The organism is Bradyrhizobium sp. (genome assembly GCF_035484855.1).
GTDB lineage: Bacteria > Pseudomonadota > Alphaproteobacteria > Rhizobiales > Xanthobacteraceae > Bradyrhizobium.
Genome location: NZ_DATHOP010000051.1, coordinates 36,363 through 52,492, shown reverse-complemented (window position 1 = coordinate 52,492; position 16,130 = coordinate 36,363). Strand labels below are relative to the sequence as shown.

Genomic DNA, 16,130 nt, shown 5'->3' with positions numbered 1-16,130 from the left:
CAGAGGAGAATGTGAATGAATTTCGATGACACCCCGCAGGAAGCCGAATTCCGCGCCACCGCGCGGAAATGGATCGACGGCAACGCGCCGAAGGAGCTGGAAGCCGAGCTCTCGAAATCCTCGCTCGGCCGCATCCGCCTGCAGCACCACGACATGGTCGAGGTCGGCAAGGCCTGGCAGAAGAAGAAGGCGCAAGCCGGGTGGGCCTGCCTGCACTGGCCGAAGGAATATGGCGGCCGCGGCGCCACGCCGATCGAGCGCGTGATCTGGCAGCAGGAAGAGGGCGTCTACGGCAAGCTGACGCAGCCGTTCCAGATCGGCGAGGGCATGTGCGGCCCGACCGTGATGGCCTATGGCTCTGAGGAGCACAAACGCCATTACCTGCCGAAACTCGCCGCCGGCGAACAGATCTGGTGCCAGCTGTTTTCCGAGCCCGCCGGGGGCTCCGACGTCGCGGGCCTGCGCACCCGCGCGGAAAAGCGCGGCGACGACTGGATCATCAATGGCCAGAAGATCTGGACCTCGGGCGCGCATTATTCGGATTACGGCCTGCTGATCACGCGCACCGATCCCAATGTGCCGAAGCACAAGGGCCTGACGATGTTCTTTCTCGACATGAAGAGCAAGGGCGTGGAGGTGCGCCCCATCAAGCAGGCCAACGGCATGCAGGAATTCAACGAGGTCTATTTCACCGACGTCGTGATCCCCGATTCGCAGCGGCTCGGCGCGGTCGGCGACGGCTGGAACGTGTCGCTGACCACGCTGATGAACGAGCGCATGTCGATCGGCTCGCGGCTCGCCACTGGCTTTCCCGAGATGTTCGAGTTCTGCTCCAACCTGATGACCGACGACGGCCCGGCGATCGACGACCGCGCCACCCGCTCGAAGCTTGCGCATTGGGCGGTGAAGGCGAGCGGGCTGAAATACACCAGCTACCGCGCGATATCGGCGCTGTCGAAGGGCGAGCGGCCGGGGCCGGAAAACTCGATCGGAAAATTGGTCGCCGGATCGATGCTGCAGGACATCGCGACCTATGCGATGGATCTCGAAGGCGCCGCCGGCGCCTTGACCGGAGCAGACGAGGAACAGGCGCGCGGCCAGTTCCAGCAGATGCTCTTGTCGTCGCCGTCGATGCGGATCGCCGGCGGCACCGACGAAATCCTGCGCAACATCATCGCCGAGCGCGTGCTCGGGCTACCCGGCGACATCCGAGTCGACAAGGACGTGCCGTTCAACAAGATTCCGACCAAGGGACGATAGCTTGTAGGGTGGGCATCGCGCTTGCGATGCCCACCGCGCGTCACGATAGGTGGTGGGCACGCTTCGCTTTGCCCACCCTACGGACGCTGAGAGAGGCGACAACATTATGGACACCAAAACCGACACCGCGCCGATCGAGGTGCTCGAAGAACTGCTGAGCGAGCGCTTTTCCTGCCGCGCGTTCCGGCCTGATCCGGTGCCGCGCGCGACCATCGAGCGCATTTTGGCGGCGGCGCAGAAGACCGCGTCGTGGTGCAACAGCCAGCCATGGCGGCTCGAGATCGCCTCGGGGCAAGCGACCAAAAAATTCCGCGACGTGATGTACGGCGCCGCCAGTAGCGGCAAGCCGAACAGCGGCGATTTTCCGTTCCCGCGCGAATATCGCGGCGTCTATCTGGAGCGCCGGCGCGAAAGCGGGTTTCAGCTTTACAATTCGCTCGGCATCCCCAGAGGCGACAAGGCCGCCTATGCCAGGCAGGCCCTGGAAAATTTCAATTTCTTCGGCGCGCCGCATGTCGCCATCGTGCACACCGACGAGGCGCTCGGTGTCTACGGCGCGATCGACTGCGGCGGCTATGTCACGAGCTTCATGCTGGCGGCGCAGGCGCTCGGCATAGCCACCGTGCCGCAGGCGGCGCTGGCGTTTCATTCCGAACCGGTGCGAGCGCATTTTGGATTGGGCGACGACCGCAAGGTGGTCTGCGGCATTTCCTTCGGCTATCCCGACCGCGCCCACAAGGCCAACAGCTACCGCACCACGCGGGCCTCTGTCGGCGATACCGTCACCTTCATCGACGAATGATCGTAACCCTCCGCGACGCAGCGCAGCAAGAGTGCCGCGAGCTGGCTCCACTCTACTTTGCATGGGGTTGTTTTCGCGATTTTTGTCCACGCCCTGCCTTGCGGGATGAATTGATGCAACTCCAACACGTCACACCCTAAAACTTCGGCGGCCGTTTCTCCGCGAACGCGGCGATGCCTTCCTTGATCTCGGCGCTGCGCATGCTGTCGCGGGCGCGGCGGTCGGCGGCGGCTTCATCGAGCTTGCCGCGGGCGAATTCGTTGATGGTGCGCTTCATGCCGGCCATCGCCACCGGCGCGTTGCCGGCGAGCAGCGCCGCCAGCCGGTCGACCTCCTGGTCCAGCGCTTCCGCCGGCGCCATCGCGGTGAGATAGCCGATCCGCAGCATCTCCGCGGCGCCGATCTTCTCGGCGGTCAGGAACAGTTTCTTGGCATTGTCGACGCCAAGCCGCGTCACATAGCGGGCGATGCCGCTCTTGTAATAATGCAGCCCGAGCCGTGCGGCCGGCATGAACATCTCGCAACTATCGACGCCGATGCGGAAATCGCAGGCCAGCGCCAGATCCGTCGAGCCGCCATAGACACCGCCATTGAGCCGGCAGATCGTCGGCAGGCTAAGGTCTTCGAGCCGGTTGACCACGACCTCGAACGCGCTGTCTGCGCTCTTCTCCTCCATCGCGCTGGTGGCGCGCTCTGCGACCGAGTTGAGGTCGTAGCCGGCCGAGAAGGCGCGTCCGGTACCGGTCAAGACCAATACCCTGATCGCAGCATCGGCCTCGATCCGGTCGAACAGTTTCAGCAACTCGTCGAGATCGTCGGGCTGCAACCGGTTCAGATGCCTGGGACGGTTGAGGCGGATGGTGGCGCGCGGGCCGCTCAGTTCGAGCACCGGCGCGCTCGCGATGTCGGCGGCGGTGGTGTGTTGCTGCATCATTTGTTCTCCTGCTCGCGGCGCTTGGCCTCGACGTCGATGGTCTCGGCCAGGTCGGGATGGCGCGCCATCAGCATGCGGAAGTCAACGAGATCGAGCACCAGCAGCCGCGACACCTGCGTGGTGGTGATGTTGGCGGAACGCAGATTGTTGCCGAGCAGCGCCATCTCGCCGAAGAACGCGCCTTCGCCGAGCCGCACCTGCTTGCCCGGCAGATCGACCTCGACCTCGCCGTCCGCGATGAAATACATGCAGTCGCCGGCCTGGCCCTTCTTGATGATCATGGCGCGCGCCGGCAGGTCCATGGTGCGCAGCATATGCGTGACGTCGGCGATCGCCGCCGGGCCGAGCGCTGCGAAGAACGGCACCTTGGTGACGGATTCCCAGGTTTTGAGGAAATTGTCGCGGCGGGTTTCGGCGGCAAATCCGGTGGCGAGGATGCCGGTCCACAGCCCGAACACGCCGAGCCCGCAGATCATCACGACCGCCGCGACCACGCGGCCGAGTGGCGTGATCGGCACCACGTCGCCATAGCCGGTGGTGGTCAGCGTCGCCACCGCCCACCACAGCGCCGCGGCGACGCTGCCAAAACCCGCCGGCTGCACATCGCGCTCCAGGAAATACAGCGCCACCGAGGCCAGGAACAATACCATCAGGAAGATCACCAGCACGCTCAAGAGCGGCCCGCTTTCCAGCACCAGCACCCGGCGCAATTGCCGCAGGCCCGGAATCCCCGGCACCACCTTGAGCGGCCAGAATGCCGCCAAGAGCCACGCGGTTTTGGGATCGGCGCCAAGGATCAGCGCCAGCGGAACCGCGACGGCGCCGGCAGCATCCACCAGCCCGCGCCCGGACAGCGCATAGCCCCATCCGCGCTCCGCCTGGAAAGCATGGCGAAGCCGCACCACCCATTCGAACGCGAAGAAAGCAAGGCACGCCCACAGCACCGAGTCGACCCAGTGATGCGCCGCCTGATAGGCGGGATCGATGGTCAGAAGCAGGAGCATCGCGACCCCGATCGCGACCGCGACATAGGCCGCCTTGGTCATGTTGCGGCCGGCGGTGGCGGCCACGAACTGCGCCAGATCGGAGGTGACGGACGGCTTGAACATGGGTGGCGCGGTGCCCGTTGCTGGAAGAAGCCCGACGGTCATTCCGTCGCGGCTGGCCCCAAAGTGCCCCCCTGGCGCGAGATCGTCAACGAGGCGCTGTCGTCTGTGGGATGGGTTGAGCCCTTCGCGAAACCCATCATCTTCGCCCGCGGTCATGCGTGTTTCGTGGGGAAGGGTAGACGGGATGAGCGCAGCGATATCCGGGGTCTTCATACGATGATTCCCGCATGCCACTCATGCGGGCTACTCAGCCATCGGGTAGCTCTCATTGCGAGGCCGCCTTCTTCACTGTAAAGTGCTCGCGTTGCAGTTGTGAGCAGCGACGTCGAAACGCCGTCGTCCTCACCTGACGGGATTTCCAGGGCTGAATTGCGTCATGATGCCGAGCGGCCGCGCTGTCTGTGACTTCGTTGTTCGAGTGGTGTTGATCGCCGCCGTCAGCCTGGCGATGACTGCCGTTCACGCCGAGGATCTCGGGAACAGCCCTCCGTCGCCCCCGGGCAGCGGATCGAACGATCGCGCTGCGCCGAAAAGCGAAGCGGCAGAAGCCTGGGATGCCGTCAAGGATACGACCAATCCGGCGCTGCTCGAAGCCTTCGTCCAGCGCTATCGCAACACCTTCTTTGCGGTGCTCGCAACGGCACGGATCGGCGAACTCAAGGCGGCCGCCGCCAAGGCATCGCCGCCTGACGCACCGAATGCCGTCCGAACCTACCCGGTACGTCCGATGCCGACGGACGGCGTCCGCGAACGCGTGGTGCTCTACGACGAAGACCCTTCCAATCCGACCGGCCGGCAATATGTCGGCTCGGTGGTCTGGCGCGCCGAACCCGTCAAGGCCGCAGGCAAAGCGCGCGAACCCGCCGTCCGCGCCGAAATCGAGGTGCCATCGCGCGGGCTGCGGATGACGATGTCGTTCAAGCGCAATCTCGACCCCACCTTGCCGGCAAGCCACGTCGCGGAACTGACGTTCCAACTGCCGGCCGGCTTCGAGGGCGGCGGGATTTCGAACGTGCCGGGGATCCTGATGAAATTGAACCAACAGGCACGGGGTGTGCCGCTGGCCGGGGTTTCCGTTGCCGTCGCCGGCGGGCTTTTCATGGTCGGGCTGTCGAATGCGCCGGCGGACCGGGAGCGCAACCAGAACCTGCTATTGGAGCGTTCGTGGATCGACATTCCGATCGTCTACACCAACCAGCGGCGCGCCATCCTGGCCATCGACAAGGGCACCTCCGGCGATCAGGTGTTCAAGACCGTTTTCATGGCGTGGGATCAATATCCCGGCGCGGCGCAGCCGGCAGCCACGGCCCCCGGCGGCAATGGCGACACGCGGTGAGATCGCGAAGTCATGCGCGGTGATCTCCCCTCGGGCATGACGATCAGTTGCCGTCATTGCGAGGAGCGCTTGCGACGAAGCAATCCATTCTTGCTTTCTTTCTCGTTGCACGATGGATTGCTTCGCTTGCGCTCGCAATGACGGTTTGAGCACCAGTTGCAACTTCGCTATTTGAAAATGCGATCCGCGAAATGCCGCTCACGCGCTTTGCGCGGACTTCACCACCACCACGTTGTCCTCGTGGCCGGCGCGCCGCTTCAGGTGCTCCCGGCGCATGCTGATTTGCTCGCGGACCAGTTCGTAGCCGAGCTTGAACGTATCGAGCCCGTCGCTGGAGATGGTGCCGTCGCGCAGGCCGATCACCGCGCCGCGCAGCACGCCTTCGAGTTCGTCCTGCAGGGCTTCCAGCGCATCCGGCGAGGAGGCGTGCTCGATCCGCTCGCCAATGTCGAGAATGGCGGTCGCAAGTTCGCTGGCCTTTTCCGGCGCAACCCGGGTCAGGCTGGTATAGATGCCGGCGAAGATCGAGCCGATGACGCTGAGCGCGGCGGCGCCGAGATAAAGCACGTCGCTGTAGCGTTCCATGAACGACTTGGTGGAGTCGTTGATGTAGTCGGCCGCGCCCCGGTGCGCGACGACGAAGGCGTCCTTGTCGGTGTCGGCCGGTTCGATCCGGGAGGCGAAGCCATCCGGCAACGCCAGTTCCGCCTTGTTCTCATAAATGGCTCGCGCGAGATCCTCCGCCGTCGTCGCCGACATCCGGGAGGATGCGACCAAAAGCCACTGCAAGCCGATCGTATCGAGGTCGTCGTCGGGAATCTCGGGCGAGGAGGACAACTCGCCTGTCGAAAGCGTCTCCTCGGTGATCCCGGGATTGCGCTGCGTCAGCGCTTTCGACTCGTCGATCTTGTTGATGGTGAAGGCGCCATGCTTGGCATATTGCTCGTAACGCTTGTCCTTCACCAGCGTCGAGGTGTGCGCGAGCGCAATGACCGCGCCATAGCCGCCCGAGCCGAACAGCTTGTCGAGCGTCGAATTCGGCGGCGCCATCTGCACCCGCGCGGCGTCGGCATTGTCGGAGATGTCCAGTAGGCTGCGGACGAAGGCCAGATTGTTGTCGCCGTCGGCCAGCACCGCGATCTTCTTTTTTCGCAAGTCGGCCAATGAGGCGATCTTCTTGCTGCCCGGGCTGATCAACAGCAACACGTCATGTTCCAGGATCGCCAGCGCGCGGGCGCGCGGCGGCACCTTGGCGTCGGTGCGCAGCACCGCTAGATCGGCCTGCCGGCGGTCGAACGCGGCGAGCGCCTTGGCGCTGTCGGGGCTGGCGACGATCTTCAGTCGCAGCCGCGAATTGGTGTTCTTGAGCATGGCGGCAAGCCTCGTGGCGAAGCGCGCCTCGACGCCGTTGGCGTCGCCTGTCGCGAACACCAGCGTTTCCGAATTGCGCAGCCAGACCCGCACCCCCCATACGGTTGCCGCCGTCAGGATCAGCGTCAGCACAAGGAACAGCAACATCTGCCGGCGGTTGCTGTTGACGGCTTGCGAACGCCCGGGCGGCGGCTCGGCGGATGGCGTCGGCATTTCAGCACCCATGGCTCAACCCCGTGACGCTCAACCCCGCGAACTGCTGGCGTTGGCGCCGCACAATCGGCACCGCGGACTGCCCGACGAGATCGTAAATGTCTAAAATAGAACGACAATTCTTGTCCTTCGATGATATCCGCACCCAGGCGGATTGCAAACCGGGGCGCGCGGGCAACCATACCTTCGAAGGTTGCATTCGCGCCGCGGCCTATCGCCGTTCGGCAACACCTGGCGTTTTTCGAGTTCCATGCAGGTGCAATCCGGCCCGGGAGATGTCATAAAAGGGCAATACCGGGCGATGTCCGGGGTTTAGAAGGGGCACCAAGCCTCCGTTGCCGCCCGTGTCATTTTCAAGTCAGTCCGAGCGAGGACGTTCAGCTTGTCGTTTCCCTCCCTGTCCTCGTCGGTTCCGTTGGCTGCGCTGATCGGATGGATGTTGCTGCTGACCGTCAAGCACATCATCGCCGATTTCGTGCTGCAGACATCCTGGATGGCGATCGGCAAGGACCAGAAGCACGGCTGGGCGCTGCCGCTCTTGGCGCATTGCCTCGTGCACCTTGCGGTTGCATTGACCCTGATCCTGATCGTGGCGCCGCGGTTCTGGTTCGTCGCCCTGATCGATTTCGCCATCCACATCACCATCGATCGTGCCAAGGGATTCTGCGCCGCGCATTTCGGCATGACGCAGGAGAACAAGCACCCGTGGTTCTGGACCCTGATCGGGGTCGACCAGGCGCTGCACCATCTCACCGATTTCGGCCTGTCGATTTTCATGGCGGCCAACGGCTGACGGCGTTCATGGACGCGGGTCCTCCCCGCGCAGGCGGTGGCCTGGCTCCGATCGGATTGCCGCAGGCTTGGCGCGTTCCGATTCGCAGGCTTCGATCAAGACCCCCGGAGGACTACTGGGTGCGCTGGTTAACCTTTCGTTAGAGAGTTGCACTGCATCCTACGTAGCGGGGAGATACGCAGATGTTTTCAAGCCGCGACGCCTTCGAGAACGATTTCTGCCCGGTCCGGGACGAACTGCTGGGCGAAATGTACCGTGCCAGCGAGAATGGCTTGCCCAAGCTCGTCGACAGCGTGACCTCCGACGTCCGGGCGATGCTGGCGCTGTTCTGCTACCGCCGCAGCCATTTGCACTCGCTGGCGATCGCGATCGCGGCAAGCTGCAGCGAGCGCGAACTGATCCAGCTCGGCGGCCGCGTCGGTTCCACGCTCTACGCGCTGTCGCGCGAACCCGCCGCGCGCGCCGCGCCGTCCTCGTCCTACGGCAACCGCAAGCCGATCACGCTCTCGACCAAGCCGCTCTCGACTTTCTCGCCGATCGAGGATGAACTCGACGACGAGGATTTTGTGGAAGCTGTGACGGCTTAAATCCCAACGGTTTGTAGGGTGGGCAAAGCCAACGGGTCGCGCGAATGCGCGCCCGATGACAGGCTCCGCGTGCCCACCATCTTGCAACAATACGTGACTGCCGGTCTCGTCGCGGTGGGCACGGCGCAAGAGCGCCTTTGCCCACCCTACTGATCCGCCGATTCCGCCAACACCGGCAGCCCATGCTTGCGCCGCGCCATCGCGCACTCGGCATCGCCGGGCATGCAGGTGCGGCAGACTTCGGGCCGCATGGCGTAAATGGTGCAGGAGGTCGCGACGCCGACCTTGCCCGACAAGGCCGAACAGCGGTCGCCATCGCAGCGCATGCCGGAAGATTTCTCGTTGACAAATTGTGCCGGGATCGAATCCAGCGCCGCGTCGTCCTCGGTCGAGAAGCGCGGCCAGTTGGCCGAATAGGCGCAGCAGGCGCCGCAAGCCTGGCAGAGGCTTTCGGCATCGAGGGCTGGACCGGCATGCTCCATGGCGACCGTCTAGCGCGGAATGAACCGGTCCGCCATCATGTATCCATCAGGTATCCTTCGGCGCTTCCCAGACCAGGCTCCTGCGCCATCGCGCCCGCAGCAGGTCGCGCCGCTCCGGATATTTCTCGTCGAGATAGGCGGCGTCGACCACGCGATCGGTCCGGAAGCTGCGAAAATCCCGCCGCAGCTCGCACCAGGCCGCCAGAATCCGCACCGCCTCGTGATAGCCGATGGCGATCGGCCAGATCGTGCGCTCGCTGTCGCGGCCCTGCTCGTCGCGATAGCGCAGCGTGATTTTCCGCCCCTCGTGGATCTGCGCCCGCGTCCGCGCCATGTCGATGCGGTCGGGCTCCCTCTGCCAGGCCGCGCGGGCGCGGCTGGCGGGTTCGAGCACGAACGGCCGCAGGCGTTCGGGAACGGTGTCGGCGATTTTCGCGATCAGGTCGGAGGCGGCGCGCGACAACACCAGATCGGCGTGTCCGGCGACCCATTGCGCGCCGAGCACGGCGGCTTCGATCTCGTCGGGGGTGAGCATCAACGGCGGCAGGTCGAATCCCTTCTCCAGGATATAGCCCATGCCGGCCTCGCCGCGGATCGGCACGCGCTGCTCCATCAACGTCGCGATGTCGCGATAGATGGTGCGCTTGGAGGTTTCGAGTTCCGCCGCGATCGCATCCGCCGTCAGCGGTTTGCGGGTGCGCCGAAGCACCTGGATGATCTGGAACAGCCGGTCGGCGCGTCTCATGGTTCATCTCTTTTCCGAGCGCTGCCATCGATGCTGACAGCATGTTGGCAGCAGGGGGCAAGTATAACGGGACAACACTCAAACGAAGAGGAATTTGTCCATGATGATTATCTACGGCCTCGACCTTTGGACGACGGTGTCGCCGCTGCTGACACCACGGTGGCAGCAGGGGGTGGCTAGCCTGAGGCGCCTGCTCAGGAAATCGGGAGCGCTCTCGTGATCACGCTTTACGGCTTTGGCGAAGGTTTTGGGCTGCCGGAAATCAGCCCGTTCGTGACCAAGACCGAGGTCCAGCTGAAGATGGCGGGCCTCGCTTTTCGCAAGGAGAAGGCGAAGCCGCCGGCTTCGCCCAAGGGGCAACTGCCCTATATCGTCGACGCGGACGAAAGCATCGCCGATTCCACCTTCATCCGCGCGCATCTCGAAGGCAAATACGGCGTCGATTTCGACGCCCCGCTCAGCCTGCAGGCGCGCGCACAGGCCTGGGCGTTCGAGCGGATGATCGAGCATCACCTCTATTGGGCGATGGTTGGCGCGCGCTGGGTCGATTCCGAGAATTTTGCCAAGGGTCCGGCGCATCTGTTCGACGGTGCGCCCGAGCATCTGCGCGAAAAGCTTCGCGAAGACGCGCAATTCCGCGTCGCCGAGAACTATTTGCTGAGCGGTCTCGGACGCCATGCCCCCGACGACGACGTCGATCTGGCGCTGCGCTCGCTGTTTGCGCTGTCGGTCCAGCTTGGCGACAAGCCGTATTTGATGGGCGATAGCGCCTGCGGCACCGATGCCACCGCGTTCGCCACGCTGGCGGGGATCCTGACGCCGTTCTTCGACTCTCCCCTGCGCGCGCGGGCCGAACAGTTCGGCAATCTCACCGCCTATGTCGACCGGATGATGCTGGAACATTATCCGGACTTTGGCTGGACGCCGCTGCGCCAGGCGGCTTGAGGGTTACACCGGAGCCGGCGCGGCCTTGGCGGCCGCGAGCTCCGCCTCCAGTTCGGCGATCCGCGCATCGCGCGCAGCCAGCGCCGCGGCGACATCGGCGGCATCGAATTTTTGCGGAATGTGCTGCGGGCAGTTGGTGTCCCAGGCCGCGATCCTGAACACGATCACCTGCTCGGGCCGCGCCCCGTAACCCCTAGGCATCAGCGACTGCAGCAGCGCCGGATCGTCGTCGACCACGCGCGCCTCGCCCCAGATTTTAACCCGGCGGCGATGCGCATAATCCATCAGGAAGATCTGCGCCTTGGGATTTTCCGAGAGATTGCCTTGCGTGATGTACTGCCGGTTGCCGCTGTAATCGGCAAAGGCAAGCGTGGTCTTGTCCAGGATTTTCAAAAACCTCTTCGGTCCGCCGCGGTGCTGGATATAAGGCTGTCCGTCGGCTGAAGCGGTCGCGAAGTACAGGCTATCGGCCTGCGCCAGGAAGGCCGCGAGATTCTCGTCGATTTCGGTGCGCCACCCACCGCGCTCCTCGACATGGGCATACGCCCCGCGCGACCCCTTGCGGGCCTGGATCGCCTTGACGGACGGGGTGAAGGCGACATCGCTGGAATAGGTGTGAAGGTCGGACATCGGAAACTTCCCTGTTTTTCTTCCATCAAAGTGGCCCCCTTCAGAAATTAAACAATCGGCCGCATTGACACTTCATCATTGCAACATATGAAATAGTCTCATGGATCGCATTGACGCCATGCAGGCCTTCGTCGCGGTGGCCGACCTCCAGGGTTTTGCGCCGGCGGCGCGCAAGCTCGGGCTGTCGCCTTCGGGGGTGACGCGGCTGATCGCGGCGCTGGAGGATCGGCTCGGCGCGCGGCTGTTGCAGCGGACCACGCGCAAGGTCGCGCTGACCGATGTCGGCGCCCGCTATCTCGAACGCGCCCGCCGCATCCTTGCCGACGTCGAGGAAGCCGAAGGCGCGGCCGAGGGCGAACGTATCAAGCCGAGCGGACGGCTTGTGGTCTCGGCGCCGGTCGGTTTCGGCCGCCTCCATGTCAGCCCCGTGATGTCGGCCTACCTGAAGCGCTACGGCGAAGTAGCCGGCGAATTGCGACTGGAAGATCGCATGATCAACCTGGTCGAGGACGGCGTCGACCTCGCGGTCCGGATCGGTCACCTGGCGGATTCCAGCCTGGTGGCGCGCCAGGTCGGCGATATGAGGCGGCTCGTGGTCGCCGCACCGGCCTATCTCGAGACGCATGGCGAACCCGCAACGCCCGCGGCGATCGCCACGCACGCCACGATCCAGTTTGGCGCCACCGCCGCGCCGCCGGACTGGCGTTTCGTCGAGGACGGCCGCGAGGTCCGCGTGACGCCCGCGCCGCGATTTGTCACCAACAGCGCCGATGCCGCGATCCAGTATGCGGAATCAGGCGGCGGGCTGACGCGGGTGATGTTCTATCAGGCGGCCGACGCGCTCAGGCGCGGCGGGCTCAGAATCGTGCTGGCGAATTTCGAGCCGCCGCCACTGCCGATCCACCTGGTCTATCCGACCTCGCGGCTGTTGTCGGCCAAGGTGCGGGCGTTCATCGATCTCGTGATCGAGGTGAGCGACTGGCATTTTGGGAAGTGAGGCTCGGCCCTAAACAAAACTCTCGTCATGGCCGGGCATAGCCGTCCGAAGGACGGCGTCGCTCGCCTATGCCCGGCCAGCCACGTCTTTTTCCTCGTCCGGCAGGAAGACGTGGATGCCCGGCACAAGGCCGGGCATGACGGTTGTGGGCTTCGCGACGGGGCGCAAGGCTATTCCCCCTTCTTCACCACGCGGAACGTCGCATTGGCGCGCGCGATGATCGCGTCGTCGGCCTTCACCAAACACTGCGCGAAGCAGAGCGTGCTGCCGGTCTTGATCACGTCGGTCTCGACCGTGAGCCATTGCCCGATCTGGGCGCTGCCGACAAAATCGATGGACATGCTGACCGTCACGAGCGAATGGGTGCCGTGCATCTTGTGGCCACAGCTGTGCCCCATCGCCTTATCGGTCAGCGCTGCGATCAGCCCGCCATGCACGAACCCGCGCGCATTGGTGTGCGGCGTCGCCAGCCGCAGGCCCAGGATGATCGCGTCAGGAGTCAGCTTCGAATAGATCGGCTCCCATGGATCGGTGAGCGGACTGCGCCGCGACTGGCGTTCGAAACCCTGGGGGATATCGGTCATATGCGGCTCGCGTGTTTCCGATGCGGCCATCATTAAGCGCGATGCGCGCGATATTCACTGCTTACAAAGTTTTAAACGGGATTTCGGCGGGTGTTTGAAACGGAAGGCGCGCCGTCATTCCGGGATGGTCCGAAGGACCAGACCCGGAATCTCGAGATTCTCCGATGTGCCATTGCACATCGTAGTTCGATGCGGAGCCTGTCATCGGGCCGGCCAAAGGCCGGACCCGTTGGCATCGCCCCGGAATGACAACAGAACATTCACGCCGGCAATTCATATCCGATCGCGGTTTCAATCTCGATCGTCTTCCGCACCGCCGGCCGCGCCATCATGCGCGCGTAATGCGCCTCGAGATGGGGGAAGGTGCCCGCCGCGGGCTTCAGGGAATTGGCGAGCCGCCAGTACAGGCGAAACAGATGGATGTCGGCGATCGAATAAGTCTCCAGCGCCCAGCTGCTGCCCAGCCGACGGTCGGCGATCTGCCAGACCTCGATGGCATGATCCAGTCCGCGCTGCCGCGCTGGATGCAGCGTGGCGGCGGCGAACGACATCCATGAAAACGCCTGCGCCTCGGCCTCGATATTTTCGCGCGGCAACAGTTTTGCGTCTGGAAAGCGTTTCGCCAGATAAAACAGGATCGCCAGCACCTCGAACAGCGGACACCCGTCGACGAGCAGCGCCGGAACCTTGCCTTCCGGATTGAGCGCCAGATATTCCGGGGAGCGCAGGTCGTTTGCCTTGAACGACATCGGCCTGGCCTCGAAGGGGACGCCGATCTCGTGCAGCGCAATGTGCACGGCCATCGAACTGGAGCCAGGGGCGAAATAGAGGGTAAGCATGGTATGACCTCGTCATTGCGAGCGAAGCGAAGCAATCCACGACGCAGCACCGCTGCCAGAATGGATTGCTTCGTCGCTCGCGCTCCTCGCAATGACGGCGGCGGGGCCGCCGCGAATTTCAATCCTCAGTACGGCAATCCCACATAATTCTCCGCCAGCGATGTCGCCGCCGCCTTCGAGTTGACGAGATAGTCGAGTTCGGCCAGTTGAATACGCGCGCCGATGTCGCCCTGATCGGGGAACTTATGCAGGATCGAGGTCATCCACCATGAAAAGCGCACCGCCTTCCAGACCCGCGACAGTGCCTTTTCGGAATAGCCATCGACGCCTGCGGAGGATTTCTCGTCGTAATATTCGCGCAAGGCCCGCGACAGATAATGCACGTCGCTGGCGGCGAGGTTGAGGCCCTTGGCGCCGGTCGGCGGCACGATGTGGGCGGCGTCGCCGGCGAGAAACATCCGCCCGAACCGCATCGGCTCGGCGACGAAGCTGCGCAAGGGAGCGATGCTCTTTTCGATCGAGGGCCCGGTGACGAGATGATCGACCGCCCTTTGGTCAAGCCGCCGCTTCAACTCGTCCCAGAATCGCTCATCCGGCCATTGATCAACGTGGTCGTCGAGCGAGCATTGCACGTAATAGCGGCTGCGGTGCATCGATCGCATCGTGCACAGCGCAAATCCCCGCGCGTGATTGGAGTAGATCAACTCGTGGCTGACCGGCGGCGTCTCCGACAGGATCCCGAGCCAGCCGAACGGATAGACCCGCTCGAACGTCCGGATCGCGGAAGGTTTTACCGAGGCGCGGCTGACGCCATGAAAACCGTCGCAGCCGGCGATGAAGTCGCATGCGATCTCGTGGGTGACTCCGTCCTTGACATAGCTGACGCGCGGATGATCGGTGTCGAAATCATGCGGTTTGACGTCGCTGGCTTCATACACCGAAATCAGGCCGGCGGCCTTGCGCGCGTTCATCAGGTCCAGCGTCACTTCGGTCTGGCCGTAGATCATCACCGTCTTGCCGGTGGCCGCCTTCATGTCGATGCGATGACGGCTGCCTGAAAAGGCGAGTTCGATGCCGTCATGGAGCAGCCCCTCGCGATGCGCCCGCGCGCCTGCGCCGACTTCATCGAGCAGCGCCACAGTGCCTTCTTCCAACAGGCCGGCGCGGATGCGGCCGAGCACGTATTCGCCCGTCTGGCGCTCCAGGATGATGTTGTCGACACCGTAGCTATGAAGCAGTTGCCCCAGCAGCAATCCCGCCGGCCCCGCGCCAATGATTGCTACTTTTGTCCGCAATACTTGCCCCCCTGATTGCTATAGGCTTCAACGTGAGCCGCTTACGGGCGTAGCCGCCCGTCTTGCAATGATAATTATATCATATAACAATATCTGCAAAGGGCGATTGAAGCCCTGATATCAGAGGGGAGACGATCTCGATGAGGAAGACGTTCTTGGCGTTGCTGCTGGCCGCCAGCGTGACGCCTGCGCTCGCGCAGGAAAAGACCTTCGAGCTGAAACTGTCACATTGGGTGCCGGCCTCGCACCCGCTGCAGAAGGCGCTGGAGGACTGGGGCGCGGCGGTCGAGAAGGAAAGCGGCGGCACCATCCATTACAAGGTCTATCCCGCCCAGCAGCTCGGCAAGGCGTTCGACCATTACGACATGGCGCGCGACGGCATCGCCGACGTCACCTATATCAATCCGGGCTACCAGCCCGGCCGCTTCCCGATCATCGGTGCCGGCGAGCTGCCGTTCCTGATGTCGAGCGCCAAGGGCGGCTCGGAGGGGCTGGATGCCTGGTACCGGAAATATGCCGGGACGGAGATGAAGGACGTAAAATTCTGCCTCGCCTTCATCCATGCGCCGTCGTCGTTCCACTCGCGCACCAAGAAGATCGTGGTGCCTGACGACATCAAGGACATGAAGATCCGCCCTGCGGATGCCACCATCGCGAATTTCGTCACCCTTCTCGGCGGCACCAACGTGCAGTCTTCGGCGCCGGAGGCGCGCGACATCATCGAGCGCGGCGTCGCCGACGCGCTCACCTTCCCGTGGGGATCGCTGGTGCTGTTCGGCATCGACAAGGTGACGAAGTATCACATGGACGCGCCGCTCTATGTCACGACCTTCGCCTTCGTGATGAACAAGGACAAGTATAACGAGATGTCCGACCGTCAGAAGAAGGCGATCGACGACAACTGCAATACCGAGGCCGCCGGCCGCGTCGGCGAGCCCTGGGGCAAGTTCGAGGACGCCGGCATCGACAAGGTGAAGGCGGAGGAGGGGCACGAGGTCTACAAGCTGACGGCGGACCAGACCGCGCTGTGGAAAAAGGCCGCCGAGCCGCTGGTCAAGACCTGGGCCGACGCCGTCCGGAAGACCGGGACCGATCCGGACGCGGCGCTGACGGACCTTCGCGCCTCGCTCGCCAAGTACAACGCCCTGGCGCAATAGGGCGCAATCGCATTTCACCGCGGCGGCGGGACGATCCCGCCGCCGTTTTCT

Annotated in this window: 17 protein-coding genes; 8 read left to right on the top strand and 9 right to left on the bottom strand. The window is 64.0% G+C overall.

Going from position 1 to position 16,130, the window contains the following annotated elements; translation table 11 throughout:
- The first annotated feature begins 15 nt into the window (after window positions 1–15).
- The gene (locus VK804_RS06445; RefSeq protein ID WP_325369028.1) at window positions 16–1,260 is read left to right on the top strand and encodes an acyl-CoA dehydrogenase; all 1,245 of its coding nucleotides are present in this window, start codon (window positions 16–18) and stop codon (window positions 1,258–1,260) included.
- 106 nt (window positions 1,261–1,366) lie between these two features.
- Window positions 1,367–2,062 carry a nitroreductase gene (locus VK804_RS06440; protein ID WP_325369026.1) on the top strand — a complete coding sequence of 232 codons (696 nt, stop codon included), beginning with the start codon at window positions 1,367–1,369 and terminating at the stop codon, window positions 2,060–2,062.
- A gap of 136 nt (window positions 2,063–2,198) precedes the next feature.
- Here VK804_RS06440 and VK804_RS06435 read toward each other — a convergent pair whose 3' ends face one another.
- Both VK804_RS06435 and VK804_RS06430 read right to left on the bottom strand, forming a co-directional pair.
- Complete coding sequence (locus VK804_RS06435) at window positions 2,199–2,996, bottom strand: enoyl-CoA hydratase/isomerase family protein (RefSeq protein WP_325369024.1); 798 nt, start codon at window positions 2,994–2,996, stop codon at window positions 2,199–2,201.
- The gene (locus VK804_RS06430) at window positions 2,993–4,105 is read right to left on the bottom strand and encodes a cyclic nucleotide-gated ion channel (RefSeq protein ID WP_325369022.1); all 1,113 of its coding nucleotides are present in this window, start codon (window positions 4,103–4,105) and stop codon (window positions 2,993–2,995) included. The genes VK804_RS06435 and VK804_RS06430 overlap by 4 nt, the downstream gene beginning before the upstream one ends.
- A 424-nt stretch (window positions 4,106–4,529) precedes the next feature.
- Here VK804_RS06430 and VK804_RS32960 point away from each other — a divergent pair, with 424 nt between their 5' ends.
- On the top strand, window positions 4,530–5,441 hold the full coding sequence (locus tag VK804_RS32960) for a hypothetical protein (protein WP_414642726.1): 912 nt from the start codon (window positions 4,530–4,532) through the stop codon (window positions 5,439–5,441).
- A 198-nt stretch (window positions 5,442–5,639) separates the two neighbouring features.
- Here the strand turns inward: VK804_RS32960 and VK804_RS06420 are convergent, their stop codons facing one another.
- Entirely contained in the window at window positions 5,640–7,037 is a 1,398-nt protein-coding gene (locus VK804_RS06420; RefSeq protein WP_325369020.1) for a TAXI family TRAP transporter solute-binding subunit, read from the bottom strand.
- Window positions 7,038–7,461: 424 nt separating this feature from the next.
- Here VK804_RS06420 and VK804_RS06415 point away from each other — a divergent pair, with 424 nt between their 5' ends.
- Window positions 7,462–7,818: a DUF3307 domain-containing protein gene (locus VK804_RS06415; RefSeq protein ID WP_325369098.1), complete on the top strand. Its 357-nt coding sequence runs from the start codon at window positions 7,462–7,464 to the stop codon at window positions 7,816–7,818.
- A 182-nt stretch (window positions 7,819–8,000) separates the two neighbouring features.
- Entirely contained in the window at window positions 8,001–8,405 is a 405-nt protein-coding gene (locus VK804_RS06410) for a hypothetical protein (protein ID WP_325369018.1), read from the top strand.
- 146 nt (window positions 8,406–8,551) lie between these two features.
- Here VK804_RS06410 and VK804_RS06405 read toward each other — a convergent pair whose 3' ends face one another.
- Both VK804_RS06405 and VK804_RS06400 read right to left on the bottom strand, forming a co-directional pair.
- Complete coding sequence (locus VK804_RS06405; RefSeq protein WP_325369016.1) at window positions 8,552–8,887, bottom strand: YkgJ family cysteine cluster protein; 336 nt, start codon at window positions 8,885–8,887, stop codon at window positions 8,552–8,554.
- Between the two features lie 46 nt (window positions 8,888–8,933).
- Window positions 8,934–9,632, bottom strand: a complete 699-nt coding sequence (locus tag VK804_RS06400) for a YafY family protein (RefSeq protein ID WP_325369014.1) — start codon at window positions 9,630–9,632, stop codon at window positions 8,934–8,936.
- 216 nt (window positions 9,633–9,848) lie between these two features.
- Here VK804_RS06400 and VK804_RS06395 point away from each other — a divergent pair, with 216 nt between their 5' ends.
- Window positions 9,849–10,577, top strand: coding sequence for a glutathione S-transferase family protein (locus tag VK804_RS06395; protein WP_325369012.1), 729 nt, complete (start codon window positions 9,849–9,851; stop codon window positions 10,575–10,577).
- Between the two features lie 3 nt (window positions 10,578–10,580).
- Here VK804_RS06395 and VK804_RS06390 read toward each other — a convergent pair whose 3' ends face one another.
- A complete protein-coding gene (locus VK804_RS06390) occupies window positions 10,581–11,207 on the bottom strand; it encodes a pyridoxamine 5'-phosphate oxidase family protein (RefSeq protein ID WP_325369010.1) in 627 nt (208 codons plus the stop codon).
- A gap of 100 nt (window positions 11,208–11,307) precedes the next feature.
- Here VK804_RS06390 and VK804_RS06385 point away from each other — a divergent pair, with 100 nt between their 5' ends.
- Entirely contained in the window at window positions 11,308–12,204 is an 897-nt protein-coding gene (locus VK804_RS06385; RefSeq protein WP_325369007.1) for a LysR family transcriptional regulator, read from the top strand.
- 170 nt (window positions 12,205–12,374) lie between these two features.
- On the opposite strand, the gene VK804_RS06380 is transcribed toward VK804_RS06385, so the two are convergent.
- From VK804_RS06380 to pobA, 3 genes are all read right to left on the bottom strand, one after another.
- Window positions 12,375–12,788: a PaaI family thioesterase gene (locus VK804_RS06380; protein WP_325369005.1), complete on the bottom strand. Its 414-nt coding sequence runs from the start codon at window positions 12,786–12,788 to the stop codon at window positions 12,375–12,377.
- Between the two features lie 260 nt (window positions 12,789–13,048).
- A complete protein-coding gene (locus tag VK804_RS06375) occupies window positions 13,049–13,627 on the bottom strand; it encodes a glutathione S-transferase family protein (RefSeq protein WP_325369003.1) in 579 nt (192 codons plus the stop codon).
- Between the two features lie 125 nt (window positions 13,628–13,752).
- On the bottom strand, window positions 13,753–14,922 hold the full coding sequence (gene pobA, locus VK804_RS06370; RefSeq protein WP_325369001.1) for a 4-hydroxybenzoate 3-monooxygenase: 1,170 nt from the start codon (window positions 14,920–14,922) through the stop codon (window positions 13,753–13,755).
- A gap of 140 nt (window positions 14,923–15,062) precedes the next feature.
- Here pobA and VK804_RS06365 point away from each other — a divergent pair, with 140 nt between their 5' ends.
- Window positions 15,063–16,079 carry a TRAP transporter substrate-binding protein gene (locus VK804_RS06365; RefSeq protein WP_325368999.1) on the top strand — a complete coding sequence of 339 codons (1,017 nt, stop codon included), beginning with the start codon at window positions 15,063–15,065 and terminating at the stop codon, window positions 16,077–16,079.
- The last annotated feature ends 51 nt before the right edge of the window (window positions 16,080–16,130 follow it).